The sequence below is a fragment of the Aliidongia dinghuensis genome (assembly GCF_014643535.1).
In the GTDB taxonomy this organism is placed as follows: Bacteria; Pseudomonadota; Alphaproteobacteria; order ATCC43930; family CGMCC-115725; genus Aliidongia; species Aliidongia dinghuensis.
Genome location: NZ_BMJQ01000012.1, coordinates 249,283 through 266,664 on the forward strand (window position 1 = coordinate 249,283; position 17,382 = coordinate 266,664).

Annotated in this window: 17 protein-coding genes and 1 tRNA gene; 12 read left to right on the forward strand and 6 right to left on the reverse strand. The window is 67.7% G+C overall.

The window, feature by feature from the left end; translation table 11 throughout:
• The first annotated feature begins 15 nt into the window (after window positions 1-15).
• On the forward strand, window positions 16-780 hold the full coding sequence (locus IEY58_RS22725; protein ID WP_189050043.1) for a crotonase/enoyl-CoA hydratase family protein: 765 nt from the start codon (window positions 16-18) through the stop codon (window positions 778-780).
• A gap of 6 nt (window positions 781-786) precedes the next feature.
• Here IEY58_RS22725 and IEY58_RS22730 read toward each other — a convergent pair whose 3' ends face one another.
• Complete coding sequence (locus tag IEY58_RS22730; RefSeq protein WP_189050045.1) at window positions 787-1,539, reverse strand: phosphoadenylyl-sulfate reductase; 753 nt, start codon at window positions 1,537-1,539, stop codon at window positions 787-789.
• Window positions 1,540-1,862: 323 nt separating this feature from the next.
• On the opposite strand from IEY58_RS22730, the gene IEY58_RS22735 reads away from it, so the two are divergent.
• Window positions 1,863-2,408, forward strand: a complete 546-nt coding sequence (locus IEY58_RS22735; protein ID WP_407648427.1) for a methylated-DNA--[protein]-cysteine S-methyltransferase — start codon at window positions 1,863-1,865, stop codon at window positions 2,406-2,408.
• A 21-nt stretch (window positions 2,409-2,429) separates the two neighbouring features.
• On the opposite strand, the gene IEY58_RS22740 is transcribed toward IEY58_RS22735, so the two are convergent.
• Window positions 2,430-4,010 carry a DEAD/DEAH box helicase gene (locus tag IEY58_RS22740; RefSeq protein ID WP_229743885.1) on the reverse strand — a complete coding sequence of 527 codons (1,581 nt, stop codon included), beginning with the start codon at window positions 4,008-4,010 and terminating at the stop codon, window positions 2,430-2,432.
• A gap of 240 nt (window positions 4,011-4,250) precedes the next feature.
• Window positions 4,251-4,327 (reverse strand) — tRNA-Arg (locus tag IEY58_RS22745).
• Window positions 4,328-4,584: 257 nt separating this feature from the next.
• On the opposite strand from IEY58_RS22745, the gene gpt reads away from it, so the two are divergent.
• Both gpt and IEY58_RS22755 read left to right on the forward strand, forming a co-directional pair.
• Window positions 4,585-5,067, forward strand: coding sequence for a xanthine phosphoribosyltransferase (gene gpt, locus IEY58_RS22750; RefSeq protein ID WP_189050047.1), 483 nt, complete (start codon window positions 4,585-4,587; stop codon window positions 5,065-5,067).
• 258 nt (window positions 5,068-5,325) lie between these two features.
• A complete protein-coding gene (locus IEY58_RS22755; protein ID WP_189050049.1) occupies window positions 5,326-6,525 on the forward strand; it encodes a class I SAM-dependent rRNA methyltransferase in 1,200 nt (399 codons plus the stop codon).
• A gap of 18 nt (window positions 6,526-6,543) precedes the next feature.
• Here the strand turns inward: IEY58_RS22755 and IEY58_RS22760 are convergent, their stop codons facing one another.
• Window positions 6,544-7,986: a sensor histidine kinase gene (locus tag IEY58_RS22760; protein ID WP_189050051.1), complete on the reverse strand. Its 1,443-nt coding sequence runs from the start codon at window positions 7,984-7,986 to the stop codon at window positions 6,544-6,546.
• Window positions 7,987-8,201: 215 nt separating this feature from the next.
• Between IEY58_RS22760 and lptC the strand changes: the two genes are divergently transcribed.
• The 6 genes from lptC (at window position 8,202) to ptsN (ending at window position 13,669) form a co-directional block, all read left to right on the forward strand.
• Window positions 8,202-8,885 (forward strand): LPS export ABC transporter periplasmic protein LptC, encoded by a 684-nt coding sequence (gene lptC, locus IEY58_RS22765; RefSeq protein ID WP_189050053.1) that lies wholly within the window; start codon window positions 8,202-8,204, stop codon window positions 8,883-8,885.
• Between the two features lie 32 nt (window positions 8,886-8,917).
• Window positions 8,918-9,952 carry an LptA/OstA family protein gene (locus IEY58_RS22770; protein WP_189050055.1) on the forward strand — a complete coding sequence of 345 codons (1,035 nt, stop codon included), beginning with the start codon at window positions 8,918-8,920 and terminating at the stop codon, window positions 9,950-9,952.
• Between the two features lie 28 nt (window positions 9,953-9,980).
• Entirely contained in the window at window positions 9,981-10,820 is an 840-nt protein-coding gene (gene lptB, locus IEY58_RS22775) for an LPS export ABC transporter ATP-binding protein (RefSeq protein ID WP_189050057.1), read from the forward strand.
• 15 nt (window positions 10,821-10,835) lie between these two features.
• The gene (gene rpoN / locus IEY58_RS22780) at window positions 10,836-12,335 is read left to right on the forward strand and encodes an RNA polymerase factor sigma-54 (RefSeq protein WP_189050059.1); all 1,500 of its coding nucleotides are present in this window, start codon (window positions 10,836-10,838) and stop codon (window positions 12,333-12,335) included.
• Window positions 12,336-12,475: 140 nt separating this feature from the next.
• Entirely contained in the window at window positions 12,476-13,078 is a 603-nt protein-coding gene (gene hpf, locus IEY58_RS22785) for a ribosome hibernation-promoting factor, HPF/YfiA family (protein ID WP_308422448.1), read from the forward strand.
• Window positions 13,079-13,204: 126 nt separating this feature from the next.
• Entirely contained in the window at window positions 13,205-13,669 is a 465-nt protein-coding gene (gene ptsN, locus IEY58_RS22790) for a PTS IIA-like nitrogen regulatory protein PtsN (RefSeq protein ID WP_189050061.1), read from the forward strand.
• A 109-nt stretch (window positions 13,670-13,778) separates the two neighbouring features.
• Here the strand turns inward: ptsN and IEY58_RS22795 are convergent, their stop codons facing one another.
• Both IEY58_RS22795 and IEY58_RS22800 read right to left on the reverse strand, forming a co-directional pair.
• Window positions 13,779-14,000: a DUF1150 family protein gene (locus IEY58_RS22795; protein ID WP_189050063.1), complete on the reverse strand. Its 222-nt coding sequence runs from the start codon at window positions 13,998-14,000 to the stop codon at window positions 13,779-13,781.
• A 223-nt stretch (window positions 14,001-14,223) separates the two neighbouring features.
• Window positions 14,224-14,688: an Hsp20 family protein gene (locus IEY58_RS22800; RefSeq protein WP_189050065.1), complete on the reverse strand. Its 465-nt coding sequence runs from the start codon at window positions 14,686-14,688 to the stop codon at window positions 14,224-14,226.
• Between the two features lie 111 nt (window positions 14,689-14,799).
• On the opposite strand from IEY58_RS22800, the gene IEY58_RS22805 reads away from it, so the two are divergent.
• Window positions 14,800-15,444: a protein-methionine-sulfoxide reductase heme-binding subunit MsrQ gene (locus IEY58_RS22805; protein WP_189050067.1), complete on the forward strand. Its 645-nt coding sequence runs from the start codon at window positions 14,800-14,802 to the stop codon at window positions 15,442-15,444.
• Window positions 15,445-15,701: 257 nt separating this feature from the next.
• The coding region (locus tag IEY58_RS22810; protein WP_229743886.1) for a DUF6600 domain-containing protein at window positions 15,702-17,382 on the forward strand (1,681 nt) is incomplete at its 3' end.

Genomic DNA, 17,382 nt, shown 5'->3' on the forward strand with positions numbered 1-17,382 from the left:
GAGGGGGTTACGATCATGACCATCCGCTTCGAGACGGACGGCCCGGTCGCGATCGTGACGATCGACCGGCCGGCGCGGCGCAACGCGGTCGACCGGGCGACGGCGGCGCTGCTGACGGAGGCGTTCCGACGCTTCGATGCCGATCCGGACCTGTCGGTCGCGATCCTGACCGGCGCCGGCGAGACGTTCTGTGCCGGGGCGGACCTGAAGGCGATCGCCGAGGGGGATCTGAACGATGTTAAGCCGGAGGGCGACGGCCCGATGGGCCCGACCCGGCTCCGGCTCGGCAAGCCGGTCATCGCCGCGATCGAAGGCCATGCGGTCGCGGGCGGGCTGGAACTGGCGCTGTGGTGCGATCTGCGCGTCGTCGCGCGCGATGCTGTACTGGGCGTGTTCTGCCGGCGCTTCGGCGCGCCGCTCATCGACCTCGGCACGGTGCGCCTGCCGCGTCTCATCGGCCAGAGCCGCGCCATGGACCTGATCCTGACCGGGCGGGCGGTGGCGGCCGACGAGGCCCATGCCATCGGGCTCGCCAACCGGCTGGCTGACCCGGGCCAGGCGCTCGCGGCGGCGCTGGCGTTGGCGCGGGAGCTCGCGGCCCTGCCGCAGACCTGCCTGCGCCATGACCGATTGTCGGTGCTGGAGCAATGGGATCTCGATCTCGACGCCGCCACGCGCAACGAGATCGCCCATGGGCGTCAGAGCCTCGATGCCGGCGAAACCCAGGCCGGTGCCGCGCGTTTCCGCGACGGCGCCGGGCGGCATGGCACCAAGGAGTAGATGGCGTTAGGACGCGACGGACAGGGCGTCGGTCTCAGCCGGCTGCGCGGGCTGCAGGCGCCCGGCGCGATGGATGCCGCATTCGGTCCTGACCTGGCCGGCCCAGCGGCCGGCGCGCGGGTCCGCCGCGTCCCCCGCCGGGATCGTGCAAGGCCGGCAACCGACCGAGCGATAGCCGCGCGCAATCAGCGGGTGGCGCGGCAGATCGAGCGCTTCGAAGGCCTCCTCGACCCGTTCGGGCGACCAGTCGGCAATCGGGTCGACCTTGATCAACCCGTCGACCGCCTCGGCGCGCGAGATGAACTGGCGCAGCGCGCCGTGATAATGCTTGCGGCCGGAGATCAACACGTCGAACTCGCGGATCGCATGCTGCAGCGGCTCGACCTTGCGCAGGCTGCAGCAGGCGTCCGTGTCGAACTGCCAGAGCTCCGCGTCCGGGTCGCGGTCGGCGAGCGTCGCGTCGGCGGCCTTGACCGTCCGGAGGCCCGTCAGGCCCAACCGACGCTGCACCAGGTCGCGATAGGCGAGCGTCTCGGGGAAATGATGGCCGGTGTCGAGGAAGATGATCGGGATGTCCTGCCGGACGCGGGCCGCGAGCGCCAGCAGCAGTGCTGATTCCGTGCCGAAGGACGACACGATCGCGACCCGTCCGGGAAATTCGTCTTCGATGATGGCGCGGAGGAATTCTTCGCCGTCGACGCCCTGATACTGACGATTGAGCGTTACCGCGCGCTGGCGTGCCGCAAGGTCCAGATCCATGATGCCCGTCCGATCGAACTAATACCGCAACCGTCGGGGCGTCTCTGAAGGGCGTCCCGCTTTAGCCGCATTTGTTAAGCGCCCGCAAGCTGATGCTCAAATCGGCGCTGTGGTTCGGATATAATTCCACACAGAATGCATGTCAATAATCGATATTCACATTTTGGCAACGTCAAAAAAGTGGCATGCCCGCTGTTGCATCTGTGCATCGTCGGACGTGGCGGAATTCGGACACCGAAGCGAGATTCCCCAGCGGCGCCGTGGCGCCCTGCGCTAAACTGGCCCGCTCGATCGTGGCCTCAGGGACACCGGCGGATTTCACAATGATGGATTGGAGTTTTGCCCCCGAAGCCCCGGCCGAAGCCGAGGCGCTGAGCGTGACCGTGTCGAGCCCGCTCGGACCGCTGACCGTAACCGAGGTCGCGGGGGCGATTGTCCGGCTGCGCTGGCGCGGCCGGGGTGGGAGTATGCCGCCCGCGACGACACCGCCGACGCCGCTCCTCGCCGAGGCGGCGCGCCAGCTCGCGGCCTATTTCGACAAGCGGCTTAAGGATTTCGATCTGCCGCTGCGGCCGGACGGCTCGCCGTTCCAGCAGGCGGTCTGGGGCGCCATGTGCCGTATTCCGGCGGGTGCCACGCGCACCTATGGCTCGGTCGCGGCCGAACTCGACGTACCGGCCCGGGCGGTCGGCGGCGCCTGCGGCACCAACCCCATCCCGATCATCATTCCGTGCCACCGCATCCTGGCGGCCGGCGGCTCGCTCGGCGGCTACAGCGGCCAGGGCGGCGCCGAGACCAAGCTGTTCCTGCTGGCGCTCGAAGGGGCGGAGGCGCCGGACGCCGACCCGCGGCAGATGAAGCTGCTGTAGCGGGCCGGCTTTCGCGGCACCTTAGCGGCGGCGGCGCTGCTCGCGGTGCTGCGCCTCGCGCGGGGCGTCCTGTTCCTCAGGTGCCGAGCGGGCGCCGAGGCCCGCGACCAGGTCGCCGAACGAGCCCAGGCCGCGCGAGGCACCCGCCGGCCGCGACTCCGCGCGGACCGGGGCGTGGTGCTGGCCTTGACGCTGGCCCTGATGTTGGCCGTGGGCGGGCTTGCCGTGTGCCGGTTTGTGCGGGTTTGCCCGATGCGGGTCGGGCTTGCCTGGGGCGGGGCGGCCGTGGGGATGGGCCGCGCGCGGCGCCGGCACTTTTTCCTGACCCTGACCCGTCGCCTGGCGCTGGCCCTGGTCCCGGCCTTGCTCCCGGCGTTCGCCGTTGCGCTGGGGGCGCGGTCCGCGGCTCTGCTGCGGGCGTGGCGGCCGCTGGTCGAAATTGGCCTGGATCACGACCGGCGCCGTCGCCGGCGGGCGCGGCAGGACCTCGACCGGCTGCCGGGTCAGCCGCTCGATGTCGCGCAGATAGGCCCGCTCCTCGCCGTCGCAGAACGAGATGGCGCTGCCCTCGGCCCCCGCACGCGCGGTGCGGCCGATGCGGTGGACGTAGCTCTCGGGAATGTTCGGCAGCTCGAAATTGACGACATGGGTGATGCCGTCGATATCGATACCGCGCGCCGCGATGTCGGTTGCGACGAGCGCGCGTAGCTTCCCGGCGCGGAAACCCTCGAGTGCCGCCTGGCGGGCAGACTGCGACTTGTTGCCGTGGATGGCGGCGGCGGTGATGCCGGCCTTGCCCAGGAACTCGGTCACCTTGTTGGCGCCGTGCTTGGTGCGGGTGAAGATGATGACGCGGCTCAGGGCCGGGTCGGCCAGGACGTCGGCCAGGAGCTGCCGCTTTTCCTTCGTCTCGCAGAAGATCACGCCCTGGGCGATCTTCTCGGCCGTGGTCGCGACCGGCGTCACCTCGACGCGCACCGGATCCTTGAGGAGCCGCTGGGCAAGCTGCGCCACCTCGCCCGGCATGGTCGCGGAGAAGAAGAAGGTCTGGCGCTCCGCCGGCAGCTTGGCGATGACGCGCTTCACGTCATGGATGAAGCCCATGTCGAGCATGCGGTCGGCCTCGTCGAGCACGAAGGCCTCGAGATTGTCGAACCGGACGAAGCCCTGGTTCATGAGATCGAGCAGGCGGCCCGGCGTTGCGACCAGGATATCGACGCCCGGCTTCATTGCGTCGGTCTGCGGCTTCTGGCCGACGCCGCCGAAGATGACCGTGTGGGTGAGCTTCAGGTTGGCGCCATAGGCTTTGACGCTCTCGCCGATCTGGATCGCGAGCTCGCGCGTCGGCGTCAGCACCAGCGTGCGGGCCGTGCCCGGCGCCCGGCGGCGATCGGACGTGCTGAGCCGCTCGAGGATCGGCAAGGTGAAGGCCGCGGTCTTGCCGGTGCCGGTCTGGGCGATGCCCAGGAGGTCGCGGCCCTCGAGTGCGTGCGGAATGGCCTGGCGCTGGATCGGCGTCGGGCTTTCATAGCCCTGGGCGGCGAGCGCTTGCTGGATTTCCGCGCGGAGCGCCAGCTCGGAAAATTTCGTGATTTCGGTCATGGCTTCTTCTGGCGCGAGCGGCCGCCGTCACACGGCGGACAAGGCTTCGCGCTTGTCGTCCCTCGCCGCGCGCGAAGCCGGTGGGACGGGATCATAGAGGAACGTCTCGAGATGCTGCGGCGCGATCGTCTGAGGATGCTGCCGTTCGGCGCGATCTGCGAAACGGGAAGAAACGCCCCAACGGAGCTAAGGCCTTGAACCAGCCTTCTTGAGAGCGTTGGGAGCCCTCGAGAGAGTGAATGGCGCGCCCGAAGAGATTCGAACTCCTAACCCCCAGATTCGTAGTCTGGTGCTCTATCCAGTTGAGCTACGGGCGCGCAATCGGCGGCGGAACCGCCGTTCGAGGTCGCGGACACTAGTCGATGTCTTTCGAGCCCGCAAGGCTGAAAGGATGGCCGATGCCGCGCTCGGGCGAAAGCGGGCCATGCGTCTGATGCAGAGCCCGAGCCGCCGCCGATGCGCCCGAAATCGGGACAGCCCTGCTGCCAGCCTCCTCTGCGTGCGCTTGATTTGACCCGCGCGCGATCTCGCGCTAATGCCGTGAAATACCCGATTTCCTTGGAACGGCTGCATCATGACGACGAAGAGCGCGCAACGGACCTTCCCGGTGTCGTGGGAAGAATTGCACCGCAATGCCAAGGCGCTGGCCTGGCGCCTCATCGAGAGCGGGCCGTTTACCGGCATCGTCGCGATCACGCGCGGCGGGCTGGTGCCCGCGGCGATCGTGGCGCGCGAGCTCGAAATCCGGCTGGTCGACACGTTCTGCGTCGCCACTTACGACGACCGGACGCTCGGCCAGCCGCAGATCCTCAAAGGCATCGAGGGCGACGGCACGGGCTTGCTTATCATCGATGATCTGGTCGACACGGGCGTCACCGCGCGGCTCGTGCGCGGCCAGCTGCCCAAGGCGCATTTCGCGACGATTTATGCCAAGCCCGCCGGCCGGCCGCTCGTCGATACGTTCATCACCGAGGTGAGCCAGGACACCTGGATCCTGTTCCCCTGGGATACCGAGCCGCAGTCGGCCGTGCCGGTCGCGAAGCAGGTTTTGCGCTGACGTAACGAGTGAAACATTCACCGTCATTCCCGCGTAGGCGGGAATCCAGAAAGAGCCGCGTCTGCGGCGACATCACTCTTTATCCGCGCTGTCGCGCGTAAAGGACTGGATCCCCACCTCCGCGGGGATGACGGCTAAAGAATGGAAATGGCGCGGCTTTGCTGGCAGACCTGCGCGCGGCCGGGCTTCCCTTGTCGCGTGGTCCATGTCATGACCGCCGATCTTTTCGATTGAACGGCCTCGAGGAGCCTTTCGCCCGTGCGTGACGATCCCACGACCCGGCCCCAAGTGACGCTCGCCGCGGGCAAGCACCGGCGCGCCGAACACGGCCATCCCTGGATCTATTCGAACGAGGTCGTGCTCGACGCCGCGGCCAAGGCGCTGCCGGCCGGCAGCCTCGTCACCGTGCGCACGGCCGAGGGCCGCTCGCTCGGGGTTGCGACCTTCAACGCCCATCCGCTCATCACCTGCCGCGTCATCGCGCGCGATTGGAGCCTCAAGATCGATCGCGCCTTCCTGGCAAAGCGGATCGAACGGGCGCTTGGGCTGCGCGACCGGCTGTTCGCCGAGCCCTATTACCGCCTGATCCATGCCGAGGCCGACGGACTGCCGGGCCTGATCGTCGACCGCTACGGCACGGCCCTCGTCTGCCAGCTCAACACCGCCTGGGCATCGGCCATGGAGGCGGAAATTCTTGCCGCTCTCGACGCGGTGCTGGCGCCCGAGCTCATCGTGCTGCGCAACGACAGCCCGGCGCGGGCACTTGAGGGCCTGGCCGGCGAGACGCGGGTTGCGAAGGGCAGCCTTTCGGGTCCGCTGCCCGTGCGCGAGAACGGCGCCAATTTCCTGGCTGATCTCTCGGAAGGGCAGAAGACCGGCTGGTTCTTCGACCAGCGGCCGAACCGGGCGTTCGTTGCCGCCCTCGCCAAGGGCGAGCGCGTCATCGATTGCTACAGCTTCTCCGGCGGCTTCGGCATCCAGGCCGCGGTCGCAGGCGCGAGCGAGGTGACGCTCGTCGACCGGTCGGAACCGGCGCTGGCGCTGGCTGAGCAGGCCGCCGCGCTGAACGGCGTCGCCGACCGGGTGAAGGTCGCGCGCGGCGAGGTGTTCGAGACGCTCGAAAAGCTGGCTGAGGCCAAAGAGCGGTTCGGCGTCGTCATTCTCGACCCGCCGGCCTTCGTTAAATCCAAGAAGGACCTGGGCCCGGGCAGCCGCGGCTATCGCAAGATGGTGCGGCTCGGCGCCGCCCTCGTCCAGAAACAGGGCATCCTGCTCGCCGCCTCCTGCTCGCACAACATGCCGCTCGAGCTTTTTGCCGAGGCGGTGCGCCAGGGGCTCGACGACGCCGGCCGGACGGGCCGCATCCTCTATACCGGCGGCGCCGGGCCCGACCATCCGGTCCATCCGGCGTTGCCTGAATCGGCCTATCTCAAGGCCCAGGTGCTGGCCATCGACTGAGCTGGAATTCGCCGGCGCTCAGCCGGCGAACTCGCTTACGGCGGCGCCCTCGACGGAGCCCTGGGGCAGGGTCAGTCGGAACATGGTGCCGGTGCCGGCACTTTCGACGAGCATCAGGTCGCCGCCATGGGCGCGGGCGATCTCGCGGCCGATCGCGAGGCCGAGGCCCGTGCCGCCGGGCCGGGCCGAGCCCGCGAACGGCTTGAACAGGTTCTCCCGCGCCTTGGGTGCCAGGCCAGGCCCGTCGTCCGCGATGTCGATCGCGATGCCGCGGACGGCGCCGGGCGCTACCTGGAACCGAACATGCTCGGCGCCGGATTCGGCAGCGTTGCGCACGAGGTTCAGCAGCAGGCGATAGAGCTGGTCGCGGTCGGCGCCGACCACGGCGCCGTGCGTCTCGTCCTCGATCGCGAACGGCTGGCCGTCGCGCTCCGGCAGTGCTGCCGCGACCTCCTCGATCAGCGGCGACAGCGGGAACCGGACGAGCGTCAGCGGCGGCGCGCCCTCGCGCGTATAGGCGAGCGTGCCGGTGCACAGCTTGGTCGCGCGCTCGATCGCGTTGACCAGCGCCGGCGCCATGCGGCGGATCTCCGGCGTGCCGGTCTCGGCGATCCGGTCGGAGACTACGAGCGCCGTCGACAGCATGTTGCGCAGGTCATGGTTGACCTTGGTGACGGCGGTGCCGAGGGCGGCCAGCCGCGCATGCTGGCCGATCGCCCGGCGCACGGCCTCCTGCATGTGGGCGAGCTCGCGCTGGGCGACACCGATCTCGTCGCGCCGCCGGCCGGGGCGGATGACGCGCGAGGCGTCCTCCGGGTCCATGCGGAACGCGATCATGTTCTCGCTCAGTTGCCGCATCGGCCGCACCAGTAGCCATTGCAGCGTCACGTAGAGCAGCGCCGCCGTCATCGCGGAAATGATGAGCGAAATCTGGAACAGGTTGCGGGCAAACGCGATCATCGCCTCGCGCAGGGGCCGCTCGGGCAGGGTCACGTCGAGCGCGATGTCCGGCTCGTGCGGCGATTGGCCGATCACCATCATGACCCGGTCGCCGCGGCGGAACAGCACCATGAGGGCCGCGCGCATCTGGTCGATCGGCGACTCGGCGCGCAGGTCGACGACGCGCTGCACCTCCGGCGGCATCTCGAGCGCCAGCACGCCCTTGAGCTTGGACGAGGAGAGGCGCCCCATGTCCTCGGGCATGGCCGAGAAGGCGCCGACATTGTGCAGGAGCTGGTCCGCCAGTTCCTGGCTCACCATGTTGTCGGGCGTCGCTTCGAGCGCCAGAAGGGCGAGCGTGCCGGCGGCGAGCTTGTCCTCGAGATAGCTCATGCGGAAGTGGGCCAGCGACGGCACGAAGATCAGCACCTCGCTGAGCATCACGAAGGCGACGGTGAGGACGAAAAGGCGGGCCGACAGGCTTCGGGCAAGCGGCGGCAGCGGGAGAATTGGGCGGTTCATCGTGCGTCAATCTAGCATGACCGCCCCGCGCGGGACGGACATGCGTTGATCCCACACGAAATTGTGCGCATATGACAAGCGCCAACGTGCTGCCATGATCGTGTGGTCATGATTGGGACACCAGGGCGCAGGCCGGCAGGCCCGCGCCGTCCGGCGAATGACGTTGTGGTTGGCCCCGAGGGGGCGATGAAGCGGGCCCGAGGCGGGAGTACTGCATGACCGATCATCCTCGATCGAGCGCCGGCGAGACGCCGACGATCGGTCTCGGCACGCGCCGCAGCAGCGGCCAGGTTCAGCGCCATGCCGTCCGGTACAGCCGGTTCGTCGGCTGGGCGAAGCTCGTGCTGCCGATCGGTGCCGGCGGCTTGCTGCTGGCGCTCGCCGCATGGCCGTATATCTCGCAGGGCGTCAATCGGCTGAAGTTCGTGTTCCCGAAGCTCGACAGCGCCCAGGTGCGCGACCTGCGCATGGTCAATCCGCGCTTCAGCGGCGTCGACAAGGAAAAGCGGCCGTTCACGCTGACAGCCGACACGGCGCGCCAGAACCAGGAGAACGCCGACCTGATCGGGCTCGAGGTGCCGAAGGCCGACATCATGACCAAGGAAGGCGCCTGGGTCGTTGTCACCGGCAAGACCGGCGTCTATCAGCCGAACAGCCATTTCCTCGACCTCTATAATGATGTGACCCTGTTCCACGACAAGGGATACGAGTTCCATACCCAGCAGGCGCGGGTGAACCTCGACGCAGGCTCTGCCGAGGGCGATCAGCCGGTCGACGGCGTCGGCCCCGCCGGCACCATCACCGGCCAAGGCTTCAGGATACTCAAGAAGGGTGAGACCGTGCTATTCACCGGCAAATCCAAGCTGGTGATGAACGCGGCAAGCGGCGAGGCCAAGTGAGCCCCAAAGATCTTCTCCCCAAATCCGTTGGTTTGTTCGTTGCGGTCGCGCTGCTCGGCGCCCCCCTCGCCGTATGGGCGCAGGACCAGGGTGGCCAAACCCAGCCGCAACAGGCGCCTCAGTCTCAGCCGGCCGCCAAGCCGAAGAAGCCGCCCAAGCCTCCGAAGCCGCCGGCCCCGGCCGCAGCGCCCAACGCCGCCGCGCCCAACGCCGCAGCACCCAATGCCGCTGCCACGACTGGCTCGGCCGGCACCGCGGCCACGAAGGGCGGCACCGGCTCGACCCTGCTCGGCGGCCGCAGCCAGGGGCCGCTCGAGGTTACGAGCGAGAACGGCATCGAGTGGCAGCAGGACGTGAAGGCCTATATTGCGCGCGGCAACGCCGTGGCGAAGCGCGGCCAGACGACACTCTATGCCGACGTCCTCACCGCCTATTACCGCGACATCCCGAACTCGAGCCAGACCGAGATCTGGCGCGTGGTCGCCGACGGCCATGTCCGCATCACGACGCCGACCCAGGAAGTGGTGGGCGACCATGGCATCTACGACGTCGACCAGACCGTCGTCGTCATGACCGGGCAGGCCCTGAAGCTGACGACGCCGCAGGATGTGGTGACGGCGCGCGACTCGCTCGAATGGTACGACGGCAAGCAACTGGCAGTTGCGCGCGGCAATGCCGTCGCGGTGCGGGGCGACCGCCGGCTCCGCGGCGACACGCTGGTGGCGCAGGTCACCCAGGCGCCGGGCGAGGACTCGCGCATCAGCCGCGTCGACGGCAAGGGGCACGTCATCGTGTCAGGCCCCAACAACCAGGTCGGCACCGGCGACAGCGGCGTCTACAACGCCGATACCGGCATCGCGACGCTCGTCGGTCACGTCACGGTCGCGCGCGGCGACGACACGGTCGTGGGCCAGTACGGCGTGGTCGATCTCCAGAACGGCGTCAGCCGAATCCTGCCCCGTCCGCCCACCGCCGAGGACACAACGCGCGGTCGGGTTCAGGGCATCATCATTCCGCGCGGCAAGGGCCCCAATTCCGCGGCATCCGACCAAAAAGCGCAGCCGTAACGGGCGAAACCGCGCTAGAGTAGCCCCCATGAAGATCCTGTCGACGTTGTTCAGCGAGCCTGAAGCGCGGAGTGAAGAACCCGCAGCAGACATTCCGGCTCCGGAACAATCCACCAATGATACGAGGCCCCGTCTTGTCGCGAGCAAGACCGGCTTGGTTGCGACCAACCTCGGCAAGCGCTTCCAGCGCCGGCCGGTGCTGCGCGACGTCTCGATCTCGGTGAAGCGGGGCGAGGCGGTCGGCCTGCTCGGCCCGAACGGCGCCGGCAAGACGACCTGCTTCTACATCATCACGGGGCTCATCAGCGCGGACGTCGGCTCGATCATGCTCGACGGCCACGACATCACCGGCCTGCCGATGTATCGCCGGGCCCGGCTCGGCATCGGCTATCTGCCGCAGGAAGCCTCGATCTTCCGCGGGCTCTCGGTCGAGCAGAACATCCGCGCCGTGCTCGAGGTGGTCGAGCCCGTGGTCGACGCGCGCGAGGCTATGCTGGACGAGCTCCTCGCGGAATTCTCGATCAGCCATCTCAGGCGCACGCCGGCGCTGGCGCTGTCCGGCGGCGAGCGCCGCCGTGTGGAGATCGCCCGTGCGCTCGCGACCCAGCCGCATTTCATCCTGCTCGACGAGCCGTTGGCCGGCATCGATCCGATCGCGGTCAACGACATCCGCGAGCTGGTCCGGCATCTGAAGAACCGGGGCATCGGCGTGCTGATCACCGACCACAACGTGCGCGAGACGCTCGACATTGTCGACCGGGCCTACATCCTTCACGACGGCCGGGTCCTGATGGAAGGCCCGCCCAGCGAGATCGTTGCCGATGTGAACGTGCGCCGGGTCTATCTCGGTGAGAGATTCAGTCTTTAGGGTTGGTGTAGGACAATGGCGCTCAGTCAGAGACTCGATCTCCGACAGTCACAGTCCCTCGTCATGACGCCGCAGCTGCAGCAGGCGATCAAGCTGCTGCAGCTCTCGAACCTCGAACTTTCCGATTTCGTCGAGCAGGAGCTTGAGCAGAACCCGCTGCTCGAGCGGGACGAGAGCGATCCCGAGCCCGCGATCGCGGCCGATGCGCCGAACGGGGCGGAGGCGGCGCCCGAGATTGCGGACAAGCCCGCGACGGCGCTCGACGGCGAGCAGAGCTTCGGCGGCGAGGACGCGGACCTGTGGAACGCGTCGGCCGGGACCGAGGGCGAGGGCGCCATCGATTATACCGGCGACGCCGACGCCTGGAAGACGCCGAGCACGCGCGCCGGCGGCGACGACCTGCCAGGCCTGGAGGAGACGCTCCGGCAGGATATCACGCTGCGCGAGCATCTGGCGGGCCAGCTCAATTGCGACCTCGAGGAGCCTGCCGAGCGGATGATCGGCCTGTTCCTGATCGACCTGGTCGACGAGGCCGGCTATCTGACCGCTGACCTGAACGAGGTGGCGGCGACGCTCGGCACCGATCTCGCCACGGTCGAGGCGGTGCTGGCCCGGCTGCAGCGCTTCGATCCGGTCGGCATCTTCGCGCGCAACCTCGCCGAGTGCCTGGCGATCCAGTTGAAGGAGCTGGGTCGCTTCGACCCCTGCATGGAGAAGCTGGTCGCCAACCTGCCGCTGCTCGCCAACCGCGAGATCGGGGCCTTGATGCGCGTGTGCGGCGCCGATGCCGAGGACCTGGCGCAGATGGTCGCCGAGATCAAGGCGCTGAACCCGAAGCCGGGCCTCGCCTTCGACGGCGTGCCGGCTCAGCCGGTGGTGCCCGACATCATGATGCGCCCGCAGCAGGGCGGCGGCTGGATCATCGAGCTCAACAACGACACGCTGCCGCGCGTGCTGGTCAATACCCGCTACTACGCCCAAATCAACCGGAGCCAAGCCGGCAAGCTCGATCGCGACTATCTGGCGGAAAAGCTGCAGTCGGCCAATTGGCTGGTCAAGTCGCTGCATCAGCGGGCGACCACGATCCTCAAGGTTGCGACGGAAATTGTGCGGCAGCAGGAGGCATTCTTCGCCTACGGCGTTTCCCACCTGAGGCCGCTGATCCTGCGCGACATCGCCGAGGCAATCGGCATGCACGAGAGCACGGTCAGCCGGGTCACGACCAACAAGTACATGACGACGCCGCGCGGCCTGTTCGAGCTCAAGTACTTCTTCACCTCCGCGATCCCCGCTGCCGATGGTGCTGCCTCGCATTCCGCCGAGGCAGTCAAGTTCCGCATCAAGGCGCTGATCGACGCGGAGGGGGCCGACGGCGTGCTGTCTGATGATCGAATCGTCGAGATCTTACGTGAGGATGGAATCGACATCGCCCGCAGAACGGTGGCGAAATACCGTGAAGCGATGCGGATCCCGTCTTCCGTGTTGCGGCGACGCGACAAGTCGCTGGGCATGTAGAGCACCTGCATATCCCTCCGTCGGCGCCAACCCGGCCGGCCGGAGGGGATCATGGACATCCCGAGGGCGAGCGTCCATCGGGGTGCCGCTCGCCCGGGTCCTGCAGGGCTCGGGCGTGACCAAAGCAAGGGGAGTTCATCATGGCGATGCAGTTACGCGTCACGGGCAAGCAGATGGATGTGGGCGAGTCGCTTCGAACGCACATCGAAGGCACGCTCACCACGCTGGTCGGCAAGTATTTCGGCAATGGCATCGAGGCCCATGCCGTAATCTCGCGCGAGGCCCATCGCTATACGTGCGACCTGCAGGTCCATGTCGGCCGCGGCATCCTCATGCAAGCGAGCGAGAAGGATTCGGACGTCTACCAGGCCGCCGACCGGGCGGCGGAGCGGATCGCCAAGCGGATGCGCCGCTACAAGCGCCGCCTGACCGCGCACAACGTCAACGGCAAGGACCGGGTCGAGCAGGCGATCGAGGCGCGTTCCTACGTTCTGGCGCCCGAGCCGGAAGACCATGACGACACGGCGCACGAGCATCTCGATGGGCAGCCGGTGGTGGTCGCCGAGATGGCGACGGAGATCCCGACGCTCACCGTCGGCGAGGCGGTGATGCGCATGGACCTTGCGGAATTGCCCACTTTGATGTTTAGGAACTCCGCCCATGGCGGACTCAACGTCGTCTATCGCCGGAACGACGGTCATATCGGCTGGATCGATCCACGACAGAACGGCGCGTCCGCCTGAGAGCGCTCATCGCCCGGATGGGAATCCGGGCGATGATTAGCACGAGCGCAGTAATTTTGGAGCATGGTCCGATTGCATACGATCGGGCCGTGTTCCGGGCTGAATAGGCGTCACCAGGATCTATCGATGATTATCGCCGATCTGATCACGCCGCAGAGCGTGATCGCCAATTTCCGCGTCGCTAACAAAAAGCAGGCGCTGCAGGAGTTGGCCAAGAAAGCCGCAGTACTGGTCGGCCAACCGGAGAAGCTCGTGTTCGACGTCTTGTCCGAGCGCGAGCGATTGGGCACGACAGGCGTCGGGCTCGGCATCGCCATCCCGCACGGCAAGGTACCCGGCTTGAGCAAGATGACCGGGCTGTTCGCCCGGCTCGACAAGCCGGTCGATTTCGAGGCGATCGACAATCAGCCGGTCGACCTCATCTTCCTGCTGCTGGCGCCCGAGGACGCCGGGGCGGACCACCTGAAGGCGCTCGCGCGCGTGTCGCGCCTGCTCAGGGATCGGGCGGTCTGTGCCAAATTGCGCGGCACGGACAGCGCTGATGCGCTCTATGCGCTCTTGACCGAGGATCAGGCGTCCAACGCGGCGTGAGGGCTGCGCCGGACGCCCTTCGTGGGAGAACGGGCCGGCGGAAGGATTTGGCCCGGGGGATTTGGCCGGAGGGATTTACCCGAGGAACCTACTCCGGCCGGTTGTCGCTTCAGTGGACGCTGACGGGCTCCAGCCCATGCTGGCGCACCGCGGCGAAGGCGACGTCGCGGTCGGTGACGACCGCCATCTGAGTGCCGTCGGCCGCGTGGATGGCATAGCCGACTTCGTCATTGATCGAGACCGGCTTGATGAAGGCCAGGTCCTGCACGCCGAACGCGGCCAGATCGCGGTCCGACATGTGGCGGGGATTGATGATGCTGCTGTCGTTCATGGTTCTTACCTCCGAACCGGCGGCGGGGGCATCTCGGCCCTATCCAGCCCGACCGGCTCTCTCCAGCGGCCTCGCGTGCCCGTCTCGAGCTCTCCCCGTGTCCCTCTGCATTGCGCGTGCCGGATGCTTGGGGCGCGGATCGATCTCCTGACGAGAACGTGATTGGTCGCGATTGCGTTCAGATCCGATATGTGTCCCGTCCGATGGATGGGTGGCGGATAGGTCAGGCTTTCTCCGTATCGGCGCCGATATCGATGGGTTGGTGGGCAGGGCTCTTGCCGTTCGCGCGGATCTCGACCCGGCGGACCTTGGGCTCGACGGTCGGGCGCACCAGATCGATATGCAGCAGGCCGTTGTCGAGCGAGGCGCCGGTCACCTCGATCCCTTCCGCGAGAACGAAGGAGCGCTGGAATTGGCGGGCCGCGATGCCTCGATGCAGATAGAGCCGCTCGCGATCGTCGGTCTGCTTGCCGCGGATGACGAGCTGGTTGTCTTCGATCTGCACGACGAGGTCATGCATGGTGAAGCCGGCGACGGCGAGAGTGATGCGAAGCCGGTCGTCGCCGGTCTGCTCTATGTTGTACGGCGGGTAGCCGTCGGTCGACGCTTTCGCCACGCGGTCGATCGCGCGTTCGAAATGGTCGAAACCCAGGAGCAGCGGCGAATTGAACAGGGAAATGCGGTTCATGGCGTGGTCTAGAGCCTCCTCCTCACGCAATCGAGCGAGCAGACAACCCGGGCCCGACTTCGGCACCCGGAGATGACGGCGACGCGCCGTCGAACATCTATCAGGTGGTAAATGACCCTCTCTAATCAAGAGCGTTCTCGGCGGACCAAGCAGCAGCTCGCCTACTGGCTCCGCCGGGTCGGCGAACCGCTCGTCATCCTGGCGCTGGCGATCCCGGCCATCGAGCTCGCCTACGATTCCTTTTGGGGTGCGTTCATCGCCGACCCGTTCCCGCCGGCGACGCGGATCACAGGCATCTGGGGCCTGCGCCTCATGGTTGCGGGCCTCCTGGTGACGCCGATCGCGCGCCTTTCAGGCCTGCCGACGGTGATCCGCTTCCGCCGGCCGATCGGCCTCTGGGCGGCCGCCTATTCAATCGGCCATTTCGCGATCTGGAGCTGGGACTACGGCTTCGATCCGGGGATCATCACCCATGAGGTCCTGCGCCTGCGTTATCTGTTCGTGGGGTTCGTTGCGACCGTGCTGCTGGTGCCGCTCGCCGCGACCTCGTTCAACGCAGCGATCCGCTGGCTCGGTGGCCGCAACTGGCGCCGGCTGCATTGGCTCGTCCATCCGGCGGTGCTGCTGGCGCTCTGGCACATGGCAACGGCCGGCCGCCTCTCGGGTGTCGATTTCACCATCATGAGCCTCGCAACCGGGCTCGCCATGCTGTGGCGTATCGTGCGGGCGTTGCCGAAGCCAGCCCCGGCGCGCTGAACCCCCGGCGCGCTGAACCCCCAGCAAGCTGAACCCTGCCCGCAAAACGCGCATTTCTGGGGCAAATTTGCGACCTCTCTCCATGGCTGGATCGTGCCGGATGGGAACGAAACCCTTGGTTCTGGCGTAAATTTCGACATCGCTCGCCGACCGGGGACAGCTTCCGGGCGGCGGTCGATGCGGAATAGTCCACGCGAGCGGGGCGTTATCGGAATAGTCCAGGCGCCCTCGCGTCATCTCGTCAGGAGTAGGGTTAAATGCCCAATCATCGCCGAACCGTCCGCAGCAGGTCCCTGCTTGCGGTGGCGTTGGTGGCCCTCTCGGCCTTCGGCTTCGGTTCGACCGCCGGTGCGTTCGCGCAAGATGCCCCACCGGACAGCGGCCCGGCCCAGGACCCACCGTCGCGCGTCGGCTATATCTCGCTCATCGAGGGCACGGTCTCGATGCACCCGAGTGCCAACGATCCCTGGGCACCCGCCTCGCTCAACTATCCGATGGTCCCCGGCGCCTCGCTGTGGACCGAGCCGGGCTCCAAGGCCGAGATCCAGATCGGCGCCGCGCGCGTCGATCTCGACGGCGGCACCGAGGTCGACATCGTCGCGGTCGACGATCAGAACGTCGACATCAGCGTGCCGCAGGGCCGCGCCGACGTGCATCTGCATGGCAGGCAGCCGAACGAGACCTATGAGGTGACGGCGCCGCGCGGCACAGTGGCGCTCAACGTTGACGGGACTTACCGCATCATCGCCGGCGACGATCAGAACCCGACAATGATCGGCGCGCTTTACGGCAACGCCCAGCTGCTCGAGCCGAACGGCACCGTGCCGGTCGAGACGAACAACGAGCTGGTCGTGAGCTCCGGCGATCCGCTGCAATACACGCAGCAGCCGATCCAGGACGACGGGTTCGATCATTGGGTCGCCGACCGCATGCACTGGTTCGAGCGGCCGGTCGCCCATCGCTATGTCTCGCCGCAGGTGGTCGGCGCCGACAATCTCGACCAGTACGGCACCTGGCAACAGACGCCGCAATATGGCGCGGTCTGGACGCCGTCCGCCGTCCAGGCGGACTGGGCGCCCTATCGCGAGGGCCATTGGTCCTGGGTCGCCCCCTGGGGCTGGACCTGGGTCGACGCCGAGCCCTGGGGCTTCGCGCCATTCCACTATGGCCGCTGGGCCGAGTACGAAAACCACTGGTGCTGGGTCCCGGGCGAGGTCGTGGAGCGCCCGGTCTATGCGCCGGCCATGGTCGCCTTCGTCGGTGGCGACCCGGGGCCGGGGATCGGCGTCGGCGTTGCAGTCGGTATTGGCGTCGGCGTCGGCATTGGTGCCGCCATCGGCTGGATCCCGCTCGGGCCGCACGAGGTCTATGAGCCCTGGTACCACCACAGCGACAATTATATCCGCAACGTCAACATCACGAACGTCTCGCGGACCGAGATCAACAACATCACGGTCAACAAGACCGTGAACAACATCAATAACGTGAACAATGTCACGAACGTCACCAACGTAACCTACGTCAATCAGCACGCGGTCACGGCGGTGAACCACGACACCTTCGTCAACGCCCAACCGGTGCGTCAGGCGGCCCTGCCGCAGGCGCAGGCGGCGAAATTCACCCGGCCGATCGTCGCGACCGCAGCAGCCCCTGCAGCGGCCCCTGGCCGTCCCGGCGGCGCGCCTCAGGGTGGTGCCCCGGCGGGCGGCGGCCTGCCGCAGCCGACCGTCGCAAGCCGCGTCGGCGCGCAGGCGGCGGCCCATCCGGTGCAGGCACCGCCGCAGGCGAAGCTGCAGATGCCGGTGACGCGCCCGAACGCAGAGGGCCATCTGGTGCCGACCGCCGTGCCGGCACCGGCCGCGGCCCGGCCGGGTCCCTCCCCGGCGCAGAACGGCGCGCCGCAGACCCACGGCCCGACGCCGGCCGTGGGGCAGCCCC